Source organism: Sphingobium sp. BS19, from assembly GCF_027925545.1.
GTDB lineage: Bacteria > Pseudomonadota > Alphaproteobacteria > Sphingomonadales > Sphingomonadaceae > Sphingobium.
Map to the genome: position 1 here is coordinate 440098 of NZ_BSEF01000001.1, position 18520 is coordinate 458617.

General features: G+C 62.9%; 24 protein-coding genes. 9 read left to right on the forward strand and 15 right to left on the reverse strand.

The window, feature by feature from the left end; translation table 11 throughout:
* The first annotated feature begins 51 nt into the window (after window positions 1-51).
* Window positions 52-1101, forward strand: a complete 1050-nt coding sequence (gene ada, locus QMG56_RS02135) for a bifunctional DNA-binding transcriptional regulator/O6-methylguanine-DNA methyltransferase Ada (RefSeq protein WP_281820903.1) — start codon at window positions 52-54, stop codon at window positions 1099-1101.
* On the opposite strand, the gene QMG56_RS02140 is transcribed toward ada, so the two are convergent.
* Together QMG56_RS02140 and QMG56_RS02145 are read right to left on the reverse strand one after the other, a co-directional pair.
* Entirely contained in the window at window positions 1098-1265 is a 168-nt protein-coding gene (locus QMG56_RS02140; protein ID WP_281820983.1) for a DUF1289 domain-containing protein, read from the reverse strand. The genes ada and QMG56_RS02140 overlap by 4 nt on opposite strands.
* Window positions 1265-3433, reverse strand: coding sequence for a primosomal protein N' (locus QMG56_RS02145; RefSeq protein WP_281820904.1), 2169 nt, complete (start codon window positions 3431-3433; stop codon window positions 1265-1267). The genes QMG56_RS02140 and QMG56_RS02145 overlap by 1 nt, the downstream gene beginning before the upstream one ends.
* Window positions 3434-3510: 77 nt before the next feature.
* Here QMG56_RS02145 and fsa point away from each other — a divergent pair, with 77 nt between their 5' ends.
* Window positions 3511-4164: a fructose-6-phosphate aldolase gene (gene fsa / locus QMG56_RS02150; protein WP_230188463.1), complete on the forward strand. Its 654-nt coding sequence runs from the start codon at window positions 3511-3513 to the stop codon at window positions 4162-4164.
* A 42-nt stretch (window positions 4165-4206) separates the two neighbouring features.
* Here fsa and QMG56_RS02155 read toward each other — a convergent pair whose 3' ends face one another.
* Window positions 4207-5415, reverse strand: a complete 1209-nt coding sequence (locus QMG56_RS02155) for a penicillin-binding protein activator (protein ID WP_375713613.1) — start codon at window positions 5413-5415, stop codon at window positions 4207-4209.
* A gap of 11 nt (window positions 5416-5426) precedes the next feature.
* Between QMG56_RS02155 and rsmI the strand changes: the two genes are divergently transcribed.
* From rsmI to QMG56_RS02175, 4 genes are read left to right on the forward strand one after another with little or no spacing between them, the layout of a single operon-like run.
* Entirely contained in the window at window positions 5427-6290 is an 864-nt protein-coding gene (gene rsmI / locus QMG56_RS02160; protein WP_281820907.1) for a 16S rRNA (cytidine(1402)-2'-O)-methyltransferase, read from the forward strand.
* Window positions 6287-6640: a YraN family protein gene (locus tag QMG56_RS02165; RefSeq protein ID WP_281820909.1), complete on the forward strand. Its 354-nt coding sequence runs from the start codon at window positions 6287-6289 to the stop codon at window positions 6638-6640. The genes rsmI and QMG56_RS02165 overlap by 4 nt, the downstream gene beginning before the upstream one ends.
* 33 nt (window positions 6641-6673) lie before the next feature.
* A complete protein-coding gene (gene gshB / locus QMG56_RS02170) occupies window positions 6674-7633 on the forward strand; it encodes a glutathione synthase (RefSeq protein WP_230188460.1) in 960 nt (319 codons plus the stop codon).
* 27 nt (window positions 7634-7660) lie between these two features.
* Window positions 7661-8272: a DedA family protein gene (locus tag QMG56_RS02175; protein WP_281820910.1), complete on the forward strand. Its 612-nt coding sequence runs from the start codon at window positions 7661-7663 to the stop codon at window positions 8270-8272.
* A gap of 3 nt (window positions 8273-8275) precedes the next feature.
* Here QMG56_RS02175 and QMG56_RS02180 read toward each other — a convergent pair whose 3' ends face one another.
* Both QMG56_RS02180 and hemW read right to left on the reverse strand, forming a co-directional pair.
* Window positions 8276-9175 (reverse strand): tyrosine recombinase XerC, encoded by a 900-nt coding sequence (locus QMG56_RS02180; protein WP_281820912.1) that lies wholly within the window; start codon window positions 9173-9175, stop codon window positions 8276-8278.
* 10 nt (window positions 9176-9185) lie between these two features.
* Window positions 9186-10355 carry a radical SAM family heme chaperone HemW gene (gene hemW / locus QMG56_RS02185; protein ID WP_281820914.1) on the reverse strand — a complete coding sequence of 390 codons (1170 nt, stop codon included), beginning with the start codon at window positions 10353-10355 and terminating at the stop codon, window positions 9186-9188.
* Between the two features lie 86 nt (window positions 10356-10441).
* Between hemW and QMG56_RS02190 the strand changes: the two genes are divergently transcribed.
* The gene (locus QMG56_RS02190) at window positions 10442-10978 is read left to right on the forward strand and encodes a CAP domain-containing protein (RefSeq protein ID WP_281820915.1); all 537 of its coding nucleotides are present in this window, start codon (window positions 10442-10444) and stop codon (window positions 10976-10978) included.
* Window positions 10979-10990: 12 nt separating this feature from the next.
* Here QMG56_RS02190 and QMG56_RS02195 read toward each other — a convergent pair whose 3' ends face one another.
* The 6 genes from QMG56_RS02195 to QMG56_RS02220 form a co-directional block, all read right to left on the reverse strand.
* Window positions 10991-11272: a DUF2218 domain-containing protein gene (locus QMG56_RS02195; protein ID WP_281820916.1), complete on the reverse strand. Its 282-nt coding sequence runs from the start codon at window positions 11270-11272 to the stop codon at window positions 10991-10993.
* Complete coding sequence (locus tag QMG56_RS02200) at window positions 11272-11877, reverse strand: PadR family transcriptional regulator (RefSeq protein ID WP_281820917.1); 606 nt, start codon at window positions 11875-11877, stop codon at window positions 11272-11274. Before QMG56_RS02200 ends, QMG56_RS02195 begins: the two co-directional genes overlap by 1 nt.
* 259 nt (window positions 11878-12136) lie before the next feature.
* Complete coding sequence (gene grpE / locus QMG56_RS02205) at window positions 12137-12688, reverse strand: nucleotide exchange factor GrpE (RefSeq protein ID WP_230188453.1); 552 nt, start codon at window positions 12686-12688, stop codon at window positions 12137-12139.
* Window positions 12685-13728 (reverse strand): heat-inducible transcriptional repressor HrcA, encoded by a 1044-nt coding sequence (gene hrcA / locus QMG56_RS02210; protein ID WP_230188452.1) that lies wholly within the window; start codon window positions 13726-13728, stop codon window positions 12685-12687. Before hrcA ends, grpE begins: the two co-directional genes overlap by 4 nt.
* 31 nt (window positions 13729-13759) lie before the next feature.
* Window positions 13760-13975 carry a hypothetical protein gene (locus QMG56_RS02215; protein ID WP_230188451.1) on the reverse strand — a complete coding sequence of 72 codons (216 nt, stop codon included), beginning with the start codon at window positions 13973-13975 and terminating at the stop codon, window positions 13760-13762.
* Window positions 13976-14500, reverse strand: a complete 525-nt coding sequence (locus tag QMG56_RS02220) for a DUF6438 domain-containing protein (protein WP_281820918.1) — start codon at window positions 14498-14500, stop codon at window positions 13976-13978.
* A 139-nt stretch (window positions 14501-14639) separates the two neighbouring features.
* On the opposite strand from QMG56_RS02220, the gene rph reads away from it, so the two are divergent.
* Together rph and rdgB are read left to right on the forward strand one after the other, a co-directional pair.
* Window positions 14640-15356 (forward strand): ribonuclease PH, encoded by a 717-nt coding sequence (rph, locus tag QMG56_RS02225; protein ID WP_230188449.1) that lies wholly within the window; start codon window positions 14640-14642, stop codon window positions 15354-15356.
* A gap of 8 nt (window positions 15357-15364) precedes the next feature.
* On the forward strand, window positions 15365-15994 hold the full coding sequence (gene rdgB, locus QMG56_RS02230) for an RdgB/HAM1 family non-canonical purine NTP pyrophosphatase (protein ID WP_281820984.1): 630 nt from the start codon (window positions 15365-15367) through the stop codon (window positions 15992-15994).
* A 137-nt stretch (window positions 15995-16131) separates the two neighbouring features.
* Here the strand turns inward: rdgB and QMG56_RS02235 are convergent, their stop codons facing one another.
* The 4 genes from QMG56_RS02235 to QMG56_RS02250 are packed head-to-tail and all read right to left on the reverse strand — an operon-like array spanning window position 16132 to window position 18459.
* Complete coding sequence (locus QMG56_RS02235) at window positions 16132-16620, reverse strand: DUF3617 domain-containing protein (RefSeq protein ID WP_281820919.1); 489 nt, start codon at window positions 16618-16620, stop codon at window positions 16132-16134.
* Window positions 16621-16632: 12 nt separating this feature from the next.
* Window positions 16633-17424: an arylamine N-acetyltransferase gene (locus QMG56_RS02240; RefSeq protein ID WP_281820920.1), complete on the reverse strand. Its 792-nt coding sequence runs from the start codon at window positions 17422-17424 to the stop codon at window positions 16633-16635.
* 41 nt (window positions 17425-17465) lie between these two features.
* A complete protein-coding gene (locus QMG56_RS02245) occupies window positions 17466-17867 on the reverse strand; it encodes a VOC family protein (protein WP_281820921.1) in 402 nt (133 codons plus the stop codon).
* A 31-nt stretch (window positions 17868-17898) separates the two neighbouring features.
* Entirely contained in the window at window positions 17899-18459 is a 561-nt protein-coding gene (locus QMG56_RS02250; RefSeq protein WP_281820922.1) for a DUF3617 domain-containing protein, read from the reverse strand.
* Between the last annotated feature and the right edge of the window lie 61 nt (window positions 18460-18520).

Below are 18520 nucleotides of genomic sequence, written 5' to 3' on the forward strand. Positions count from 1 at the left end.
GAACGCAAGACACGGGAAGCCTTTGCGCGGCGCGCGGGGCAAGATAAGTCGATGAGCGAAATGACCATGATCCATCCAACACTGGACCCCGATGCTTGCTGGGAGGCCTTCTCCCGGCGGGACCGCGATATGGACGGGCACTTCGTCGGGGCCGTGCTGACGACAGGTATCTATTGCAAACCAAGCTGCCCGGCGAGACACCCAAGTCGTTGTAATATAATATTCTTTTCAGACGCGGAGAGCGCGCGCGTGTCGGGTTATCGTGCCTGCCTCCGCTGCCGCCCTGACGAAGTGGGCCGCGACCGGCAGGCTGTCGACCAGGCACTTTCGCTCATCGACTTATCTGAGGGGCCGCTGTCGCTCGATGCCTTGGCGCAGGCCGTTGGCTATGCCCCGCATCATTTCCACCGCCTGTTCAAACGGGCGACAGGCGTCACGCCCGCTGCCTATGCTCGCAAGCTACGCGCCGACCGGCTGGAGTCGGCTTTGGAGGAGGACAACCGCGTGACCGATGCAATTTACGATGCTGGCTACAACGCTCCTAGCCGCGCCTATGCCGATGCCGGGCAGCGGCTGGGCATGACGCCGAGTGCATGGAAGAAAGGCGGAGCGGGGGTCACGATCCGCTATGCCATCGTGCAAAGCAGCCTCGGCGCGACCCTGATCGCGGCGACCGAAAAGGGGTTGTGCCGCATCAGCTTCGACGAGGACGAAGCGGAACTGCGGCGCCGCTTCCCGGCGGCGGACATCCGGCCCGCCGATGCCGATTTTGCGGCAATGGTTGCTGAAGTCGTCGCGCTGGTGGACAACCCCGCCCGAACCGCGAACCTCCCCGTAGATGTGCAGGGCACGGCGTTTCAGCAGGCCGTGTGGGACGCCCTGCGCGCCATCCCGGCAGGCGAAACACGCACCTACAGCCAGGTCGCGGCCAGCATCGGCAAACCGGGTGCCGTCCGCGCCGCTGGCTCTGCCTGCGGCGACAATGTGCTGGCGGTGTTGGTCCCCTGCCATCGCGTCCTGCGCACCGACGGATCGTTGGGCGGCTATGCCTACGGGCTGGAGCGCAAGGAAAAGCTGCTGGAAGCGGAGCGAAAGGCTTAACGCGCGTCGGCTTTAAGCCGCGCCATGATCGCCAGTCGCTCGGCATCTGCCATAGTCGACCATCGCCCAATCTCATCAAGCGTCCGCCCGCAGCCGACGCAGCGCCGCTTCAACGCATCGAGCGCGCAGATCTTGGTGCACGGGGTTGGAATGGGCATGTTCATCACATGAAACTGTAAGGGTCGATATCGACTGCGACCCGGGTGCCGGATTTCCAGACAACATTGCCCAGCCATTCTCGGATCGCACTTTGCACGTCCAGTTGGCGGGTGGCGTGGACGAGGAGGCGGTGGCGGTGGCGACCGCGCAGGACGGCGAGCGGGGCGGGAGCGGGTCCGTAGACGCGCATCCCCTCTATCTCCGGCGCGCTCCTGCCAATCTGGCGAGCTATATCGGTAGCTTCGGCAGGGTCTTCGCTGGATATGATAATGGCGGCGAAGCGACCGAAGGGCGGGGCGTGGGCGTGGCGGCGGCTGGCGGTTTCGGTGGCGTAGAAGGCTTCGGTGTCGCCGCTGATGAGCGCCTTGATGACCGGCGCGTCGGGCATACGTGTCTGGATATAGACGCGCCCCGGCTTTGCGCCGCGACCAGCACGGCCGGACACTTGCACGATTTGCTGAAAGGTCCGCTCCGAAGCCCGTAGATCGCCGCCCTCAAGGCCCAGATCGGCATCGATCACGCCGACGAGCGTCAGGTTGGGAAAATGATAGCCCTTGGTGATAAGCTGCGTGCCGACGATGATATCGACGGCGCCACCCTCCACGCTCCGGACGAAATCGGCGGCGCGGGCGGGAGACCAGAGGGTGTCGGACGTGGCGATGACGGTGCGTGCTTCGGGCCACAGCGCCGCGACTTCGTCGGCAATCCGCTCGACGCCGGGACCGCATGGGACAAGCGCGTCCTCGGTCTTGCAGTCCGGGCAGGCCTTTGGCACCGGGATCACATGACCGCAATGGTGGCAGGCGAGGCGGCGGGTCAACCGATGCTCGACCATCCACGCAGTGCAATTGGGGCACTGAAAGCGGTAGCCGCAATGACGGCACAAGGTCAGCGGCGCATAGCCGCGCCGGTTGAGGAACAGCAGTGCCTGTTCGCCCTTTTCCAGTGCTTCGTCGATCGCGGTGACGAGCAATGGCGCGATCCAACGGCCTCGTTCCGGCGGATGGGTAAGCAGGTTGAGGCCAATGATTTCGGGCATGACTGCTCCGCCGAAGCGGGCAGGCAATTTGATCTCGGTATAGCGTCCGACCTCAACTTGGTGTCGGGTTTCGATGGCGGGCGTCGCGGAGGCCAGGATGACCGGGCACTTCTCCATAAGCCCGCGCATCACCGCCACATCTCGGGCATGATAGTGAACCCCGTCCTCTTGCTTGAAGCTGGTCTCATGCGCCTCGTCGACGACGATGACGCCCAGCTTTGGATAGGGTAGAAACAGGGCAGAGCGCGCGCCGACGACAACCTTCGCCTGCCCCGTGGCAATGGCCCGCCATGCCCGGCGGCGCTCCGACGAACGCAGGCCGCTGTGCCAAGCGACGGGTTCCACGCCGAATCGCTTGGTGAAACGGTCGAGAAAGGGTTCGGTCAGCGCGATTTCGGGAAGCAGCACGAGTATCTGCCGCCCATCCCGTAAGGCACGGGCAATGGCCTCGAAATAGACTTCGGTCTTGCCCGATCCGGTGACGCCATCGAGCAGGAAAGGATGGAAGTCCTGCGCGGCGACGGCGTCGATCAACTGTTCGGCTGCTGCGGCTTGTTCTTCGGACAGGTCTGGTGGCGCGAAGTCCGGGTCGGGATCGGGGAAGGGGGTGTCAGTGCTGACCTCGATGGGTTCGAAGGCCCCGACCTTTATCAACCCCCGGATCACCGCATCCGATACGCCACCGATGGCAGCCAGTTCGCGCACCAGCCCTTGCCGCTCGCCGATCCGCTCCAGCGCCTTTTCGCGTTGTTCTGTGAGGCGTTCGGGGACATTGCCGGTCGCGCGATATTCGATAGTAGTGCGGGTGCCTTCCAGTGCGGAATGCGAGGCAAGCGCCATTCGTAACACCGCAGCGGGCGGCGCCATGTAATAGTCCGCTGTCCATTCGATTAGACGACGGAGAGGCGCAGGGATCGGCGGTGCATCCATCGTGCCGAGCAGCGGGCGGAGGCGATTGTCGCCGACCGTTTCGACGTCGGGAAAGCTGCCCTCGTCCCATACCACACCGACCAGTTGGCGCGGCCCCAGAGGCGCAACGACGATGCTACCCGGCTCGACGCTCATGCCGTGCGGTACACGATAGTCGAGCGGGCCAAGCGCGGCATTAAGGATGAGGACGCGGGCGCGAGTCATGATCTGTGCCCTACCCCAAGGGGGTTTGCGCGCCTATAGCGTCGCCATCGAATCAGCCAGCAAGAGGGGCCAGACCCATGAAATTCTTCGTCGACACCGCAGATACCGCCGAAATTCGCGATCTGGCCGCCACGGGCCTTCTGGATGGCGTCACCACCAACCCTTCGCTGATCGCCAAGTCGGGCCGCAAGTTCGTCGAAGTGGTCGAGGAAATCTGCGGCATCGTCGAGGGGCCAGTGTCCGCCGAAGTCATCGCGCTTGACCATGAAACGATGATGAAGGAAGCCGCCGTCCTGCGGAAGATTGCCGACAATGTCTGCATCAAGGTGCCGTTGACGATCGATGGCCTCAAGACGTGCAAGGCGCTGTCGGACGATGGCGTGATGGTCAATGTGACGCTGTGCTTCTCCGCCAATCAGGCGCTGTTGGCGGCAAAGGCTGGCGCGGCATTCATTTCGCCGTTCGTCGGCCGTCATGACGACAACGGCTTCGACGGCATGGCGCTGATCCAGGACATTCGGTTGATCTACGACAACTATGCCTTCGACACCGAAATCCTGGTCGCCAGCGTGCGTCATCCGATTCATGTGCTGGAAAGCGCGAAGATCGGCGCCGATGTGATGACTGCCCCCCCGGCCGTCATCAAGTCGCTGTTCAATCACGTGCTCACTGACAAGGGCATTGCCGGGTTCATGGCGGATTGGGCAAAGACGGGTCAGTCGATTCTCTAAGCGACCTTTCCCCTCCCTTCGCAGGGAGGGGAGCCTAGGGCGTTACTCGCCGAAGCTCTTCGGGGCGGCATCGACCACGCCGAAGCTGCCGCTGTTGACCTGATTGACCTCCAGCGCGCGCTCCGCGATGCCGCCGCGCGTGAAGCGGAAGGCGCCGTCGATGCCGGAGAAACCGCCCGCATCGGAAAGACGGCGAGCCGGGAAGGGCGTGCCGACTTTCCAGTCCTGCGCGATCCGCACCGTCAGCAGCACCGAGTCATAGCCCAGCGACGACAGACGGAAGGGCGTGCTGCCGAAGCGCGCGCGATACCGGGTCGCAAGCTGGCGATAGAGGCCGTCCGATACTGCCGCGAACCACGCGCCTTGCAGGGCGGGCGCGCCGGCGATGGCGCTTTCGGTGTTCCACAGTTCGGTGCCCAGTACCCGCGCTTTGGCACCATGCACGCTTTTGCGCAGAACAGGCGCGGCCTGCATCGCGACGCGGCCGCCATCGGCGATCAGCACGGCATCATAAGCCGAAGCTGCATCGAGTTTCTTGACCGCCGCCGTGATCGATCCGGGTGAGCGATCAAACGGCTGCATCGACACTACGGTGCCGCCTGCGCTCTCGACGGCGCGAAGCATCGATGTTCCTGCGCGTTCGCCATAGGTGCCGCGCGGCACAAGAGCGGCGAAGCTGTTCATCCCCTTCGACTTGGCAAAGGTGACGACGCGCTCGATCGATTGGTTGGTGTTATAGCCCAGCAGATAGACGCCGTTCCCGGCGACGCTGCTATCGTTGGAGAAGCTGATGACCGGCACCCCAGCCTTCTGCGCGATGGGGCCGACGATGCGGGCATCCTCCGCCATTAGTGGACCGAGGATCAGGCGGTTTCCTTCCGCCAGTGCGCGGCTTGCGGCAGCGGCGGCGCCGAGGTTGGTATCGTAAGTAGTGATTCGGACTTTTTCGGTCTTGGTATCGAGCATCGCCAGCGTGGTGGCGTTCGCAATCGACTGGCCAACGCCCGCATTCGCGCCGCTCATGGGAACGAGCAGAGCGACGCGATGCCGCTGCGTATCGGTCGGCAAGCCTTGTTGAACGGTGTCGGGTTCGGTCGATTGCGTGGGCGTGGGGCCTGTCGGCTGCTCGCCACGCGGTATGATCGTCTGGCATCCTGCCACCATCAGGGCGGCTGCAGCGAACATTATTCGCGCGCTGCGTTTCATCACCGGCAATATGCCTGCTTGCGGTCCGGCATCCGTCTCTGTCATCTGGCGTCCTTATGGAAACTGCTTCTCATGAATCCGCCTCGACGGATTCCCCTCTCGAACCGGGCCTTTATATCGTCGCGGGGCCTATCGGCAACCTTGCAGACCTTAGCCCGCGCGCAGCAGAAATATTGCGCAAGGCCGATGTTGTCGCCGTGGAAGACACACGGGTCAGCGCGAAACTGCTCCGCGCGGCGGGTTCCGACCGGCCGATGGTCCCCTATCACGACCATAGCAACGACACGCTGCGCCAACGGCTGATCGACCGGATGGCGCGTGAGGTCGTGGCGTTGTTGTCCGACGCGGGAACCCCGCTGATCTCCGATCCAGGGTATAAGCTCGTGCGCGATGCGCGAGCCGCGGGGCGGTTCGTCACCAGTCTGCCCGGGCCAAGCGCCGCCATCGTGGCACTGACGCTGAGCGGGCTGCCGACTGACCGATTTCTGTTCATGGGGTTCTTGCCGTCCAAGGCGAAGGCGCGTGGCGATACGCTGGCCGAAGTGGCGGCGTTGCGGGCGACACTGATCTTCTACGAAAGCGGCCCGCGTCTGTCGGACAGTCTGGCGGCGATGGCCGATGGGTTGGGGGATCGCGAAGCGGCGGTGGTGCGGGAAATTAGCAAGCGATTCGAGGAAACGGTAACCGGCACCCTCACCGAGCTTTCCCAGCGCTACGCCGATTCGCCCCCCAAGGGCGAGATCGTGGTGATCGTCGGTCCGCCGGGCGAAGCGCCTCCCGCGACGCAGGACGACGCCGATGCGGCCCTGATCGAAGCGATGGCGCGGTTGCCAGTGTCGAAGGCTGCGGGCGAAGTGGCCAAGGCCTTGGGACTGGATCGTCGCGAACTCTATGCGCGGGCGATGGTGCTCAAAGGATGAGCCGGCAGGCAGCGGAGAAGCGCGGGCGGCAGGCGGAGCGCATCTGTGGCTGGTGGCTGCGGTTGAAAGGTTGGCAGATATTGGCGCGACGGGCGCGCACGCCGCTGGGCGAGGTTGATTTGGTGGTACGTAAGCCGGGAATCGTCGCATTTGTTGAGGTTAAGGCGCGTAGCAGTGTGGCTGAGCTGGACTTTGCAATAGACGAGCGACGTCTGGCGCGGGTCGCTGCGGCTGCGGAAATACTCGCTGCAACCTACTGCCAGCCGGGCGACGACATGCGAATCGACGTGATGCTCCTTGCGCCGGGGCGACCGCCGCGCCATTTGGTCAACGTCTGGCATGGGGGGTGACACCTCCTTCCCGAAACCGAACGGATTAGTTTTATGACCAGCCTTAATGTCGCCGTGCAGATGGACCCGATGGAATCGATCAAGATCGCCGGGGATTCGACTTTCCACATCATGCTGGCTGCGCAGGCGCGGGGGCATAAGCTGTTCCATTATCTCGCGCCGGACCTTTCGATGCGCGAAGGACGGGTGATCGCCCATGCCCGCCCGGTTGAAGTGCGCAAGGTACAGGGGGATCATTTCACATTTGGCGATCCGGTCCGGCTGGATCTTGGCCGCGATATTGACGTGGTGCTGATGCGGCAGGACCCGCCGTTCGACCTGTCATATATTACCGCGACGCATTTGCTCGAACGCATCCAAGGCGAGACGCTGGTGGTCAACGATCCTGCTGCTGTGCGGAACGCGCCGGAGAAGGTGTTCGTGCTGGATTACGCCCGCTTCATGCCACCCACGATGATTACCCGCAGTCTGGAGGAAACGCGCAGCTTCCTTGCCGAACATGGCGAAATCGTGGTGAAGCCGCTTTACGGCAATGCCGGGACGGCGGTGTTTCATGTGGGCAAGAACGGCGCCAATCTTTCGGCGCTCGTGGAACTCTTCAACGCCTCGTGGGTCGAGCCTTTCATGGTTCAAGCCTTCATTCCCGGCGTCGCTAGCGGCGACAAGCGTATCGTGCTGATCGATGGCGAAGTAGCGGGCGCAGTGAACCGGATTCCCGGCAAGGGTGAAATCCGATCCAACCTTGCCGTCGGTGGATCGGCGGCGAAGACCGAATTGACCGAGCGGGAGCGGGAAATCTGCGCTGCGATGGGACCGGAGCTTAAAAAGCGCGGGCTGCTGTTCGTCGGTATCGACGTGATCGGCGGCGAGTGGCTGACCGAGATCAACGTCACCTCCCCGACCGGTATCGTGTCCATTGATGCGTTTGACGGGACCGATACGGGCGGGATGATCTGGGACGCTATTGACGCCCGGCTGGCTGCGCAGGCGTAACGGCGCGCGCTGCACGCCGATGATTCGATGACCGACTGGATTTTCCATCTGATCGATGCAGGCGGCTATTGGGGCATTGCGTTCCTGATGGTGCTGGAGAACGTGTTTCCCCCGATTCCGTCGGAAATCATCATGGGGATCGGTGGCATCCGCGTTGGGCAGGGGCAGATGGCTATGGCGCCGTTGTTGCTATTCGGGACGGCAGGCACGACGGTTGGCAACTATTTCTGGTATCTGATTGGACGGAAACTTGGCATCCAGAGGTTAAAGCCGCTGGTAGATCGCTACGGTCGCTGGGCTACGCTGGAATGGCGCGATGTCGAGGCGATCAACGGCGTGTTCGCACGCTATGGGCAGGCCATCGTATTCGTGTTCCGCTTCATGCCTGCGCTGCGGACGATGGTGTCGTTGCCCGCCGGGCTTTTCAGGATGGGGCATGTCCGGTTCCTGCTGTGGACCGCATCGGGGGCGATGATCTGGAACGTGATCCTTGCCTATGCGGGATACATTCTGGGCGCGAATTTCAAGGAGATCGATACGTATATTGGTCCGGCGGCGACGGTTACGGTCGTGCTGGCGGGGCTGTTTTATGTGTATCGGTTGATAACCTGGCGACCTTCGACTGTTAAGGACGAGTGACCTCTAAGCGCGGGGATGGGCGTTGCGATAGACGTCCAGCAGATGCGCGGCGTTGACTTCGGTATAGACTTGCGTCGAGGACAGACTGGCGTGGCCAAGCAGTTCCTGAAGCGACCGTAGATCCGCGCCGCGTCCCAGCAGATGTGTGGCGAAGCTGTGGCGCAGGGCGTGGGGCGTCGTACGTTCCGATAGGCCCAGTCGACTGCGGGCGCCCTGCACGGCACGGCGAATGAGCGCTGGGGATAGCGGGCCGCCGCGCGCGCCGCGGAACAGGGGTTCGTCCGGCATAGCGGGATAGGGGCAGACGGCGAGATAAGCGTCGATAGCCTCGCGTACTTGCGGCAGTAGGGGGACTATACGGGTCTTGTTGCGCTTGCCGATGATGCGCAGCGTGGTTTCAAGTGGGAGTATTGCGCCGGTCAGCGCCATCGCCTCCCCGATGCGCAGGCCTGCGCCATAGAGCAGGAGGAGCACGGCCCAGTCGCGAGCGCCGATCCAGCCGTCGCGGGCGGTGTCGGCAATGTCCTGCGCCAGCGCGATCACATCGTCGGGCGAGATGGGGCGGGGGACGCCGCGTTTGACGCGCGGGCCTTTGAGGGTCGGTATGCTCCCGCCTTCTCCACCCACGAAGCGGAGGAAGCCGCGGATAGCGGACAATTCGCGCGCGGTGGAGAGGTTGCCGATGTCGTCTGTGCTGCGCCGTTCGGCTAGGAAGCTTCGGATGTCGGCGGCAGCCAAGGTGGTCAGGGCGTTGCGGGTGACGCTGGCGCCCTGATGCTCTTGCAGGAAAGCCACCAGCCGCTCCGCCGTGGCGATATAGGCCCGGACGGTATGGACCGAGCGCCGTCGGTCCTGCGCGAGATGGCGGCGCCAGTCTTCGATTAGGGATTGGGCGGCGGGCATGACGGGGATGCTATACCACGATCTGCGGGAGGATTGCATCGAGGAGGAGCATACCGGGCGGGAGTACCGTGAGGCGTTGGCCTTCCGCTTTTACGAGGCCTAAAGCCGATAGGTGGAAGACCGCATCGTCGTTCACTAACGCTTCCCGTGCAACGCCCGACATCGCCGCGATGCGCTCCAGATCGACGCCTTCGCGCAAGCGCAAACCCATCAGCAGAGCCTCGGTGCCGCGGTCCTCCGGCGACAACTTGTCTTCGCTTTTGAGGCCGTGGGTATTGCGATCGACGGCGGCCATCCAGTTTTCCGGCTTCTTGTGCCGCTGGGTGGCGATGCCGTTGCGGCGTCCATGCGCGCCGGGGCCGATGCCGACATAATCGCCGTAGCGCCAGTAAGTAAGGTTGTGGCGGCTTTCCTGCCCGGGGCGGGCGTGGTTGCTGATTTCGTAGGCGGGGAGCCCTGCCGTTTCGGTCATGGCCTGCGTTAGCTCGTAAAGGGTCGCGCCGTGATCCGGGTCGGGAGCAGGGAAATCGCCTTTGCGGACCATGGATTCAAAGCGAGTGCCGGGTTCTATCGTGAGTTGATAGAGCGAAAGGTGGCCGGTGCCGAACGCCAGTGCGCGGGCAAGTTCGGCTTGCCATTCGACTTCGCTCTGGCCGGGGCGAGCGTAGATCAGGTCGAAGGTTACGCGGTCGAAGACCTGTTGTGCGGTGTCGAGGGCAGCGAGGCCTTCGGCAACGTCATGGGCGCGGCCCAGAAAGCGCAGGGCCGTGTCGTCCAGTGCCTGAAGGCCGAGGGATACCCGGTTGACCCCTGCTGCGGCGAGGTCGGCAAAACGGGCGGCTTCGACCGAACTGGGATTGGCTTCCAGCGTTATTTCTATGTCAGGCGCGAAGGTCCAGTGGCGCTGCGCTGCGGCGATCAGGGCGGCGGCGATCTGCGGCGGCATCAGTGAAGGTGTGCCGCCGCCGAAGAAGATCGAGCTGAGCCTGCGCCCCGGCGTCAGTGCCGCTTCATGGGCCATGTCGGCCAGCAAGGCCGATTGCCACGCGGCATGATCGATGCTGTCGCGGACGTGGCTGTTGAAGTCGCAATAGGGGCATTTCGACACGCAGAAGGGCCAGTGGATGTAGAGCGCCAGGTCGCCGGTCGGGCCTGCCTCGGTCGTTAGGGGCGTGTTCATCGATAACGGGGCAAGGTGCGCGGACATAATGCGGGGTCTGTATGCGGAATTTGGGGTGGTGGCTACTTGGGCTTGCGATTGTGCCGATGAGCGCACAGGCGCAGACGGATCGCCAGAGGGATATTCAGTCGCGATGGGACGAGCCGGATCGACCGCGCCCACGCGGGGAGCGGCTGTTGCAGGCGGTAATGCTTGACCTGCATAATGACGAGCGCAAGCGGATCGGGATCGCACCGGTGGCATGGGACGCGGGGCTAGAGGCGCAGGCGACAGCCTATGCGCGTGAACTCGCGCGGCTTCGGAAGTTCGAGCACAGTACCCGCGCCAGTCGGCCGACTTCGCAGGGCGAGAACCTTTGGATGGGATCGCGCGGGGGCTTTACCTATGAGGAGATGGCCGACGCCTGGATTGCCGAGAAACGCTATTACCGGCATCGCCCGGTGCCGGATTACAGCACAACGGGCGACTGGCGGGACGTGGGGCATTATACCCAGATGATCTGGCAGAGCACGACTACCATAGGGTGCGGTGTCGCATCGAACGAGACGGACGACTATCTGGTATGTCGATACACACCGGCGGGCAACGTGTATGGACAGACCATCCACGGCTTACCGAAGTAAATAAGTCGACACCTAAAACCAGTTAAACGGCAGCGGAGCCTCCCGGAAGGCGAAGCGGGTGAGGTGATCGGCGACCACGCCTTTCATCCGGTCGACTGTATCCGCTTCGGGCGCTTCGACTTTCACAAGTAGCGTGTCGGGGCCAGCTTCCATGGTTGCCATGGCGTTGGGGAAGGTGATGGTCCCCTTTTGCGTATCGAAGTCGACCGGGAACTTGTGGCTCCAGTGCTTGCACAGTTGCTGGAGATATTTGCTGCCGTTTTCGGTCGGGACGGTGGCTTGTGCCTGGGCCATTATTTGAGCCTTTCGATCTTGCTGGCGGCTTCGTCGATGAGGGCCGCGACGTTGAGGACGGTGTCGGCATCGGCATTGTCGCCGCTCAGCCGGTTGTGGAGCGCCATCTTGAGATTATCCATGGCGCGGCGGATGGGGGCGCCGTCGGTGCGTTCGGCGCGCTTGGCGAGGATGTCGAGCCGACCGAGCGCGTCGAGGGCGTCGTTGCGGTTCTCTTCCAAATAAGTCGATCCCTGCGAAGTGATTCCGAAGAGCTTTTTGGTGCCTTCGCCGGGCTGTTCGGCGATCAGGTCCATGTCCGCAAGCATGGTCAGCATGGGATAGACGACGCCGGGGCTGGGGGCATAGGCGCCGCCTGTCAGACCCTCGATAGCACGGATCAGATCGTAGCCGTGTCGGGGGTTTTCGGCGATCAGGTGGAGCAGGATGAGCTTGAGCTCGCTGGCGTCGAACAGACGACGACGGCTGCCGCGGGGTCCGCCGCCGCCCATTGGATCGCCGCCGAAGCGACCGCCGCCACGATGGCGGCCTTCCCCGGCGTGGCGACCGATGGCGAAGCAGCCATGGCCGTGGTGGTGGGAGTGAGGATGTTCCGAGAATCGCATTGTGGTTCCTTGATAAGCGTTCTTGATGCGCTCAAGATATATCTTAAAAAGTAGCAGTCAAGATATATCGCAGAAATTATTTGGATGTGTGTTCGTCACTCCAGCGGAGATTGGGGTGTTGAGCCGACTGGTCGGACTTCGTTGCCTGAGATCCCAGCTTTCGCTGGGATGACGGAGGGCGGGGATGCTTGAAACAGAAACGGCGGCGATCCCATGGGACCGCCGCCGTTTCTGTAGATCGGTAATCAGGAAACTGCGTTTATTCAGCCGCTTTGGCAACGCCTACGAAGGCAGGGCGCAAGAGGCGGTCCTTGATCATGTAGCCAGCCTGCATTTCCTGCACGACGGTGCCGGGTGTGGCATCGGGGGAGGGGATTTCGACCATCGCCTGATGCTTGTTGGGGTCGAGCGCTTGCCCCATGGCTTCGATCTTTTCGATGCCGTTCTTGCGGAACACGCTTTCGAGTTCGCGGCCGGTAGCTTCCAGGCCGACGACCAGACCCTTCATCTTTTCATCTTCGCGCATGTCCGCTGGGATGGCAGCGAGCGCACGCGACAGATTGTCGGCGATGGTCAGCATGTCGCGGGCAAAGCCGGTCGCGGCATAAGCGCGCGCGTCGATCAGTTCCTTTTCGAGCCGACGGCGGACGTTCTGCGTTTCGGCATGGGCGTAAAGCACGTCCTGCTTCGCAACGGCGACTTCTTCCTCAAGCGCGGCGATTTGTGCGTCCAACGGATTGGTTTCCTCTGGTGCTGCCGCTTCTTCGACTGCGGTTTCGGCGGTGTTTTCGTTCATTGTTTCTTCAGTCATCTCATCAATCTCGACAGGGTCTGCGCAGTGAAATCCACCATGGGGATCACCCGCGCATAGTTCAAGCGTGTGGGGCCGATCACCCCGACCACGCCAACGACGCGGCCATCGCCGGCGCGGTAGGGCGCGGCTATGACCGATGAACCGGACAGGGAAAAGAGCTTGTTTTCCGATCCGATGAATATCTTGGTCGCGGTGCCCGCCAGCGCGCTTTCAAGGAGGCGGGAAATTTCCTGCTTTCCTTCCAGCTCGTCGAGCAACTGGCGCACCCGTTCCAAGTCGGCCGAGGCAGTCTCGTCGATCAGGTTCGCTTGACCGCGCACAATGAGAACGGGACGGTTTTCGCTGTCTGCCGACCAGATGGCGAGGCCGCGATCAATGAGTTCGCGCGCAGCGCCGTCCAGCATGCGGCGATCGGAGTCGAGTTCCTGCGCCATTAACGCCTGCGCCTGGCGCAGGGTCAGGCCACCCAGCCGATCCGACATATAATTGGCGGCTTCGGTAAGCATTGACGGGGTGATGCCGAGGGGCAATTGCACCACGCGATTTTCGACCGAGCCATCCTGCGCCACCAGAATGGCAAGTGCCTGACCATCGCCAAGGCCGACGAAGCTGAATTGCCGCAATATCGGTTCGCGTTTGGGCACCATGACGATGCCAGCACAGGCGGACAGGCCTGACAGCGCGAGCGTGGCGGCGGAGAGCGCATCTTCGATCGGGCCGCTTTCCCCGACGCGCGCTTCGATGGCGCGGCGTTCTTCTGCTGAGGGTTCGGCGGCCTGCATCATGCCATCGACAAAAAGGCGCAGGCCCGTTTCGGTGGGCAGACGACCGGCGGAGGTGTGGGGCGCGGCCAGCAGGCCAAGTTCTTCCAGATCCTGCATCACGTTGCGGATCGAGGCCGGGGAGAGGTTGAGCGTGGCCAGCCGCGCGATGGTGCGAGAGGCCACGGGCATCCCGTTGCCCAGATAATTTTCCACGACCAGACGAAAGACGTCCCGTGCGCGGTCGTTCAGTTCGCTGATGGGAGTGATCGCCATGGCGCCTATGTAGGGCGCATTGGCGAAAGGCTCAATGCCGCCGTCCCAGCCGCACCGAAAGGATGAGCATGACCACGCCGGCCAGCGCCATGCCTGCCCCGCGGTAGGCCCATGGCCGCACGTCGATCATGAAACTTTCGGCGGGCCATTTGATGTAACCCAGCCCCTGGCCGAGCCAGAGGAGGCCCATCAGCAGAAATGCCATGCCGAAGATGCGCAGCAGGCGTGGGAGAAGGGGGCGTTTCATTTATTCTTTTCCTGTCTTGCCGGGGGCAGGGGTCAGCATCTTTTGGATATCGAGCAATTTGGGGATTGCCGCAATGGCGGTGCGAAGGCGACCGTGCTGCGGATCGTGGCAGCCGCCATAATAATCGAGATGGGTCGGTTCCTGCTTCGCACGAGTCCAGGCGATCCGATATCCGGGCATGTCGGTGGCCATGCGTTTGCAGTCCGCGCTGCCCGGTACGATCTTCCGCTCCGTCCCCGTCTTCGGACGAAAAGGAGCGAGGCTGTCGCGCAGGCGGCGATATTGCTGCGGGGTCACGGCGAAGCGGGTTTCGCCGGGGACGGCAGTGTATTTCTCCGGGAGCAGGACGCCCGATCCGTCAGGTTCCACCGTCACGCTGTAAACCGGGCACGTGCCGAAGCATCGGCCAGCCGAAAAGCGGATGGTATCCGATTGAGCAACGGGGGCGTTGCTTTCCATCTTGCCCGGCCCAGTGGCGCATGCGCTCAAGGTTACCAATAGGGTTGCTGCTCCGAGACGTCGCATCGTGATCTCCTGCTTCGGCATGGGTATCGGTTCGCCGATTTGAACCAGCGCTTAACTGGTTTTTGTGACCGATGCACTGGCCAGCGCGACCGGGGGAGGCTAAGCCGCGCTCCAAAGTTCAGTCAAGGAGTCTCGTTTTATGCGCCCATCCGGCCGCACCCCCGATCAGATGCGCACCATCAGCATGGAGCCTGCGTTCACCATTCATGCCGAAGGCTGCTGCCTCGTCAGCTTTGGCGATACACGGGTTTTGTGCACGGCGTCGGTCGAGGAAAAGGTGCCGCCCTTCCTGCGCGGCAAGGGCGAAGGCTGGGTGACGGCGGAATATGGGATGTTGCCCCGCGCGACGCACACGCGCGGCAGTCGTGAAGCGGCCAAGGGCAAGCAGTCGGGGCGGACACAGGAAATTCAGCGGCTTATCGGGCGTTCTTTACGATCTATCGTCGATCTGAAGAAATTGGGTGAGCGCCAGATCACGATCGATTGCGATGTGCTGCAGGCCGATGGCGGGACGCGCACGGCGTCTATTTCCGGTGCGTGGGTGGCCTTGCGGATCGCCATAGACGGGCTGATGGCCAAGGGGTTGCTCAAGGAAGACCCGATCCTGCAGAAAGTTGCGGCGATCAGCTGCGGTATCCATCAGGGGACGCCGGTTCTCGACCTTGACTATGTCGAGGATTCGAGCGCGGAGGCGGATGCCAATTTCGTGCTGACAGGCGACAGCAAGCTGGCCGAAGTGCAGGCGACGGCGGAAGGCGCGACGTTCGACGAGGAAGAATTGCTGCGTTTACTGCGGCTTGCGCGCATTGGTTGCGGTCAGATCTTCACGGCGCAAGATAAGGCCACGGGGCGGTGAGCGATTTCATCGCCGACGATCCGAATGCGCCGCAGGCGATCCGGAAGTTGCAGCCCGGCAAGCTGGTGATCGCCAGTCATAATCCGGGCAAGGTGCGCGAGATTCGCGCGCTGCTTGCGCCTTATGGGATCGAGCCGGTGTCGGCGGCAGACCTCGATCTGCCCGAACCGGAGGAAACCGGCACGACATTTATCGCGAATGCGGAATTGAAGGCGATGCAGGCGGCGGACTTGTCGGGCCTGCCTGCGCTGGCGGACGATAGCGGGCTGTGCGTCGATGCGTTGCTGGGTGAGCCGGGGATTTTCTCGGCGCGCTGGGCGGGGCCGGACAAGGATTTCGACATGGCGATGGGCGCTGTGTGGCAGCAGGTCGAAGCGAAAGGCGAAGGCGCGAGCCGATCCGCGCATTTCGTCTGCGCGCTGGCGCTGGCCTGGCCCGATGGGCATGTCGAAGGGTTCGAAGGGCGCGTGGACGGCAATCTGGTGTGGCCGCCGCGCGGGCTGAACGGCTTTGGCTATGATGCGATGTTCGAGCCGCTGGGGCATGATGTGACATTCGGGGAAATGAACCCGGACGCGAAGTACGCCATGAGCCATCGGGCGGATGCGTTCGCGAAATTCGTGGCGGCGGTGTTTTAGGTTTCAACGTTACCCAGATTTCTCAATCCGTTCGCCCTGAGCTTGTCGAAGGGTTCCACTGAACGCGGTGAAGTAAGAAGGCTTCGACAGGCTCAGCCTGACCCTTCGACAAGCTCAGGGCGAACGGGGTGAGTGTATCACCCCGCCGCGCAGTCGCCCGTGCGTTTGCCCGACAGGTCGTGCGTGGTGCGCAGGACTGCCTTGCCGCCGACCGTTTTGGTCATGCTGGAGCCTAGCGTCAGGCTGTCCGAGGTGTAGTTGCCTTCCAGTACGAGGTCCGACGTGCCACCGTCGGCCTTGCAGGCCAGCGTCGCGATGAAGCGGCCTTTGCGGATGCTGGCGTCCTTGTAAGTGCAATCCTTGCCTTCCGGTCCGGCGAGCGCGTTGGCATCGGGGCGGCCATCTTTTCCGACGGCGATGCAAAGCTTCGCTTCGGTTTTTGTGCCGACCATCCGGGCGTAATCCTCGGCAGTGATGTCGGGCGTGTTATAGCCGGTGATGGTGCGGCTGAGCGTCCATTGCCCTGCCTTCAGCACGATGGGCGCGTCTTCCTGTTCCGGTGGGGGTGCCTGCTCCGCACTGCAGCCTGCCAGCGCAAGCGCTGCAAATGTCCAGTATCCGCGCATCCTCTTATCCCCTCAGCCATGTTGTCGGAACAGATGCTCTACCTCCGCATCGGTAAGCGCAAGGCCGAATTGCGCCGTCAGGACGTCGCGATAGTCGGGGAGGTCCGCAATCGTCCGGCTGCTGTTGGTGCCGCCGCGATGGACCGACAGTTGCCGGTCGAGCAGGGAGATGAAGCCATCCTCCAGCACGCGGCTGGCGACGGTCAGTGTCGTGAAGCGGGTGTTCGGGCGGGTGGATGTCCAGTGGTTCGACAGTTCAAGGTCGATGGATTCGACCGGATCGAGCGTGAAGCTGTATTGTGGTTGCCAATCGCGCGTGTCGGCACTGCGCCCGTCTGTCGCGCCCGGATCGCCTGCGCGTTCCAGCATCCAGTTGCGGGCATCCTGTTGCGTGAGGCGATGGCCGGTGCCGTCAGACGCGATGGCGTGCGCGCCATGCTCGACAGGAAGGGGCGGTGAGAAGCTGCCGCCGAAGCCGGCGTCGGCGATCCATGCGCGGCCTTCGATGGTGACGAGGTTCAGGGTATGGGTGAGCGGTGGGGTCGCCTGTGCCATCAGCCATACGCGCGCCAGCAGCGGGCGGGCGGTGAAGCCCAGACTGTGGAGCGCGCGCAGGAACAGTGCGTTCTGTTCGAAGCAATATCCACCGCGCCGGGCCGTCACCAGCTTGGCGAAAATCGCGGGCGGATCGATGGCGATGCCCCGACCCAGCGGGATGTCGAGGTTTTCAAACGGGATCGCCAGCCGGTGCGCGCGATGGACCGCCCCCAGCCCCGCCAGATCAGCGGCGGGGGCGTGAGGCAATCCGATACGGTCGAGATAGGCGGGCAGATTGAAGGGGAGGATCAGCGGTCGGCTCCGATGCAGAACGCGGCCAGTTTATTGCCCTCGGGGTCGCGGAAATAGGCGCCATAGAATGCCTGCGGACCCTCTGGACCCCGCAGTCCGGGCGCGCCTTCGTCACTGCCCCCCAATTCCAGTGCCTTCGCGTGCAGCGCATCCACATCCGCGCGCGTGGGGCGCTCGATACCGACCATATTGCCGTTGCCGGGGGTCGCCGTTCCGCCATCGAAGGGTCGCGTAATCGCTATGCCGGGTGCTTCGTAGGAAGTCGCGTACATGGTGAGGTAATTGCCTTCCTCGCCTTGTTCGAACAGGCGCGATGCGCCGATGCTGCCCATCAGGCCGTCATAGAATGCCCGCGCTGCTTCGATGTCGTTTGTGCCGAGCGTCACGTAACCGATCATGATGCTTCTCCTCAACTCGTGTGGACTGAATTCAGCCGCCCGCCTTAGGTGCAGTCTCGCTGCCAGCGGGGCAGGCGCCGATGCGTTTGCCGCTGCTCTTCATCTGCATGTTCATCCTCATGCCTTCGCCCATGCCTTGCGATTCCATGGTCATGTCCATCGCGTAGCTGGCAGGAAGATAGGTCCCCTTGAGCGTCATTTTCATGACGGCCTTGGTGTTGTTCGGCGCAGCGCAGGTCATCTTGCCGTTGATGGTGCCGCCGGACATATCCATGTTTTCATAGGTGCAGTTGGCGTCCTTCTGCGCGGCGAGGAAATCGGCGCTGGGGTTCGCGGCCATTTCGGGCGTGACGCAGTGTTTGATCGTGTTCTTCTTACCGATCATCTGCTGCATGGCTTCGGCAGGCATCCCCTTGGGAAGGCCGGTCATCTTTACGTCCACGATTTCCTGCGTTGCTTCCCATTCGCCGGGTTCGAGCTTTACCGAATCCATCTTTTCCGCGACTTGCTCGGCGCTCATCGGGCCGGTTTCCTTCTTGTCGCATCCGGTCAGCAACAAAGCCGTTCCACATATAAAAATCGCCGCTTTCATCGGGGCATTCTCCTGAGTTGGCGCACAGTCATTGCGCGTCCATTGGGTCGGGACCATATCA

Bases quoted from the DNA above. Each gene is read 5' to 3' on its own strand.
- QMG56_RS02180 (WP_281820912.1), bottom strand. From the start codon at position 9,175: ATGCCCGCCGCCCAATCCCTAATCGAAGACTGGCGCCGCCATCTCGCG.
- QMG56_RS02145 (WP_281820904.1), bottom strand. From the start codon at position 3,433: ATGACTCGCGCCCGCGTCCTCATCCTTAATGCCGCGCTTGGCCCGCTC.
- hemW (WP_281820914.1), bottom strand. From the start codon at position 10,355: ATGAACACGCCCCTAACGACCGAGGCAGGCCCGACCGGCGACCTGGCG.
- QMG56_RS02165 (WP_281820909.1), top strand. From the start codon at position 6,287: ATGAGCCGGCAGGCAGCGGAGAAGCGCGGGCGGCAGGCGGAGCGCATC.
- ada (WP_281820903.1), top strand. From the start codon at position 52: ATGAGCGAAATGACCATGATCCATCCAACACTGGACCCCGATGCTTGC.
- QMG56_RS02250 (WP_281820922.1), bottom strand. From the start codon at position 18,459: ATGAAAGCGGCGATTTTTATATGTGGAACGGCTTTGTTGCTGACCGGA.
- hrcA (WP_230188452.1), bottom strand. From the start codon at position 13,728: ATGGCGATCACTCCCATCAGCGAACTGAACGACCGCGCACGGGACGTC.
- QMG56_RS02175 (WP_281820910.1), top strand. From the start codon at position 7,661: ATGACCGACTGGATTTTCCATCTGATCGATGCAGGCGGCTATTGGGGC.
- QMG56_RS02220 (WP_281820918.1), bottom strand. From the start codon at position 14,500: ATGCGACGTCTCGGAGCAGCAACCCTATTGGTAACCTTGAGCGCATGC.
- rph (WP_230188449.1), top strand. From the start codon at position 14,640: ATGCGCCCATCCGGCCGCACCCCCGATCAGATGCGCACCATCAGCATG.
- fsa (WP_230188463.1), top strand. From the start codon at position 3,511: ATGAAATTCTTCGTCGACACCGCAGATACCGCCGAAATTCGCGATCTG.
- QMG56_RS02245 (WP_281820921.1), bottom strand. From the start codon at position 17,867: ATGATCGGTTACGTGACGCTCGGCACAAACGACATCGAAGCAGCGCGG.
- QMG56_RS02190 (WP_281820915.1), top strand. From the start codon at position 10,442: ATGAGCGCACAGGCGCAGACGGATCGCCAGAGGGATATTCAGTCGCGA.
- QMG56_RS02140 (WP_281820983.1), bottom strand. From the start codon at position 1,265: ATGAACATGCCCATTCCAACCCCGTGCACCAAGATCTGCGCGCTCGAT.
- rsmI (WP_281820907.1), top strand. From the start codon at position 5,427: ATGGAAACTGCTTCTCATGAATCCGCCTCGACGGATTCCCCTCTCGAA.
- grpE (WP_230188453.1), bottom strand. From the start codon at position 12,688: ATGACTGAAGAAACAATGAACGAAAACACCGCCGAAACCGCAGTCGAA.
- QMG56_RS02215 (WP_230188451.1), bottom strand. From the start codon at position 13,975: ATGAAACGCCCCCTTCTCCCACGCCTGCTGCGCATCTTCGGCATGGCA.
- QMG56_RS02200 (WP_281820917.1), bottom strand. From the start codon at position 11,877: ATGCGATTCTCGGAACATCCTCACTCCCACCACCACGGCCATGGCTGC.
- gshB (WP_230188460.1), top strand. From the start codon at position 6,674: ATGACCAGCCTTAATGTCGCCGTGCAGATGGACCCGATGGAATCGATC.
- QMG56_RS02155 (WP_375713613.1), bottom strand. From the start codon at position 5,415: ATGACAGAGACGGATGCCGGACCGCAAGCAGGCATATTGCCGGTGATG.
- QMG56_RS02195 (WP_281820916.1), bottom strand. From the start codon at position 11,272: ATGGCCCAGGCACAAGCCACCGTCCCGACCGAAAACGGCAGCAAATAT.
- QMG56_RS02235 (WP_281820919.1), bottom strand. From the start codon at position 16,620: ATGCGCGGATACTGGACATTTGCAGCGCTTGCGCTGGCAGGCTGCAGT.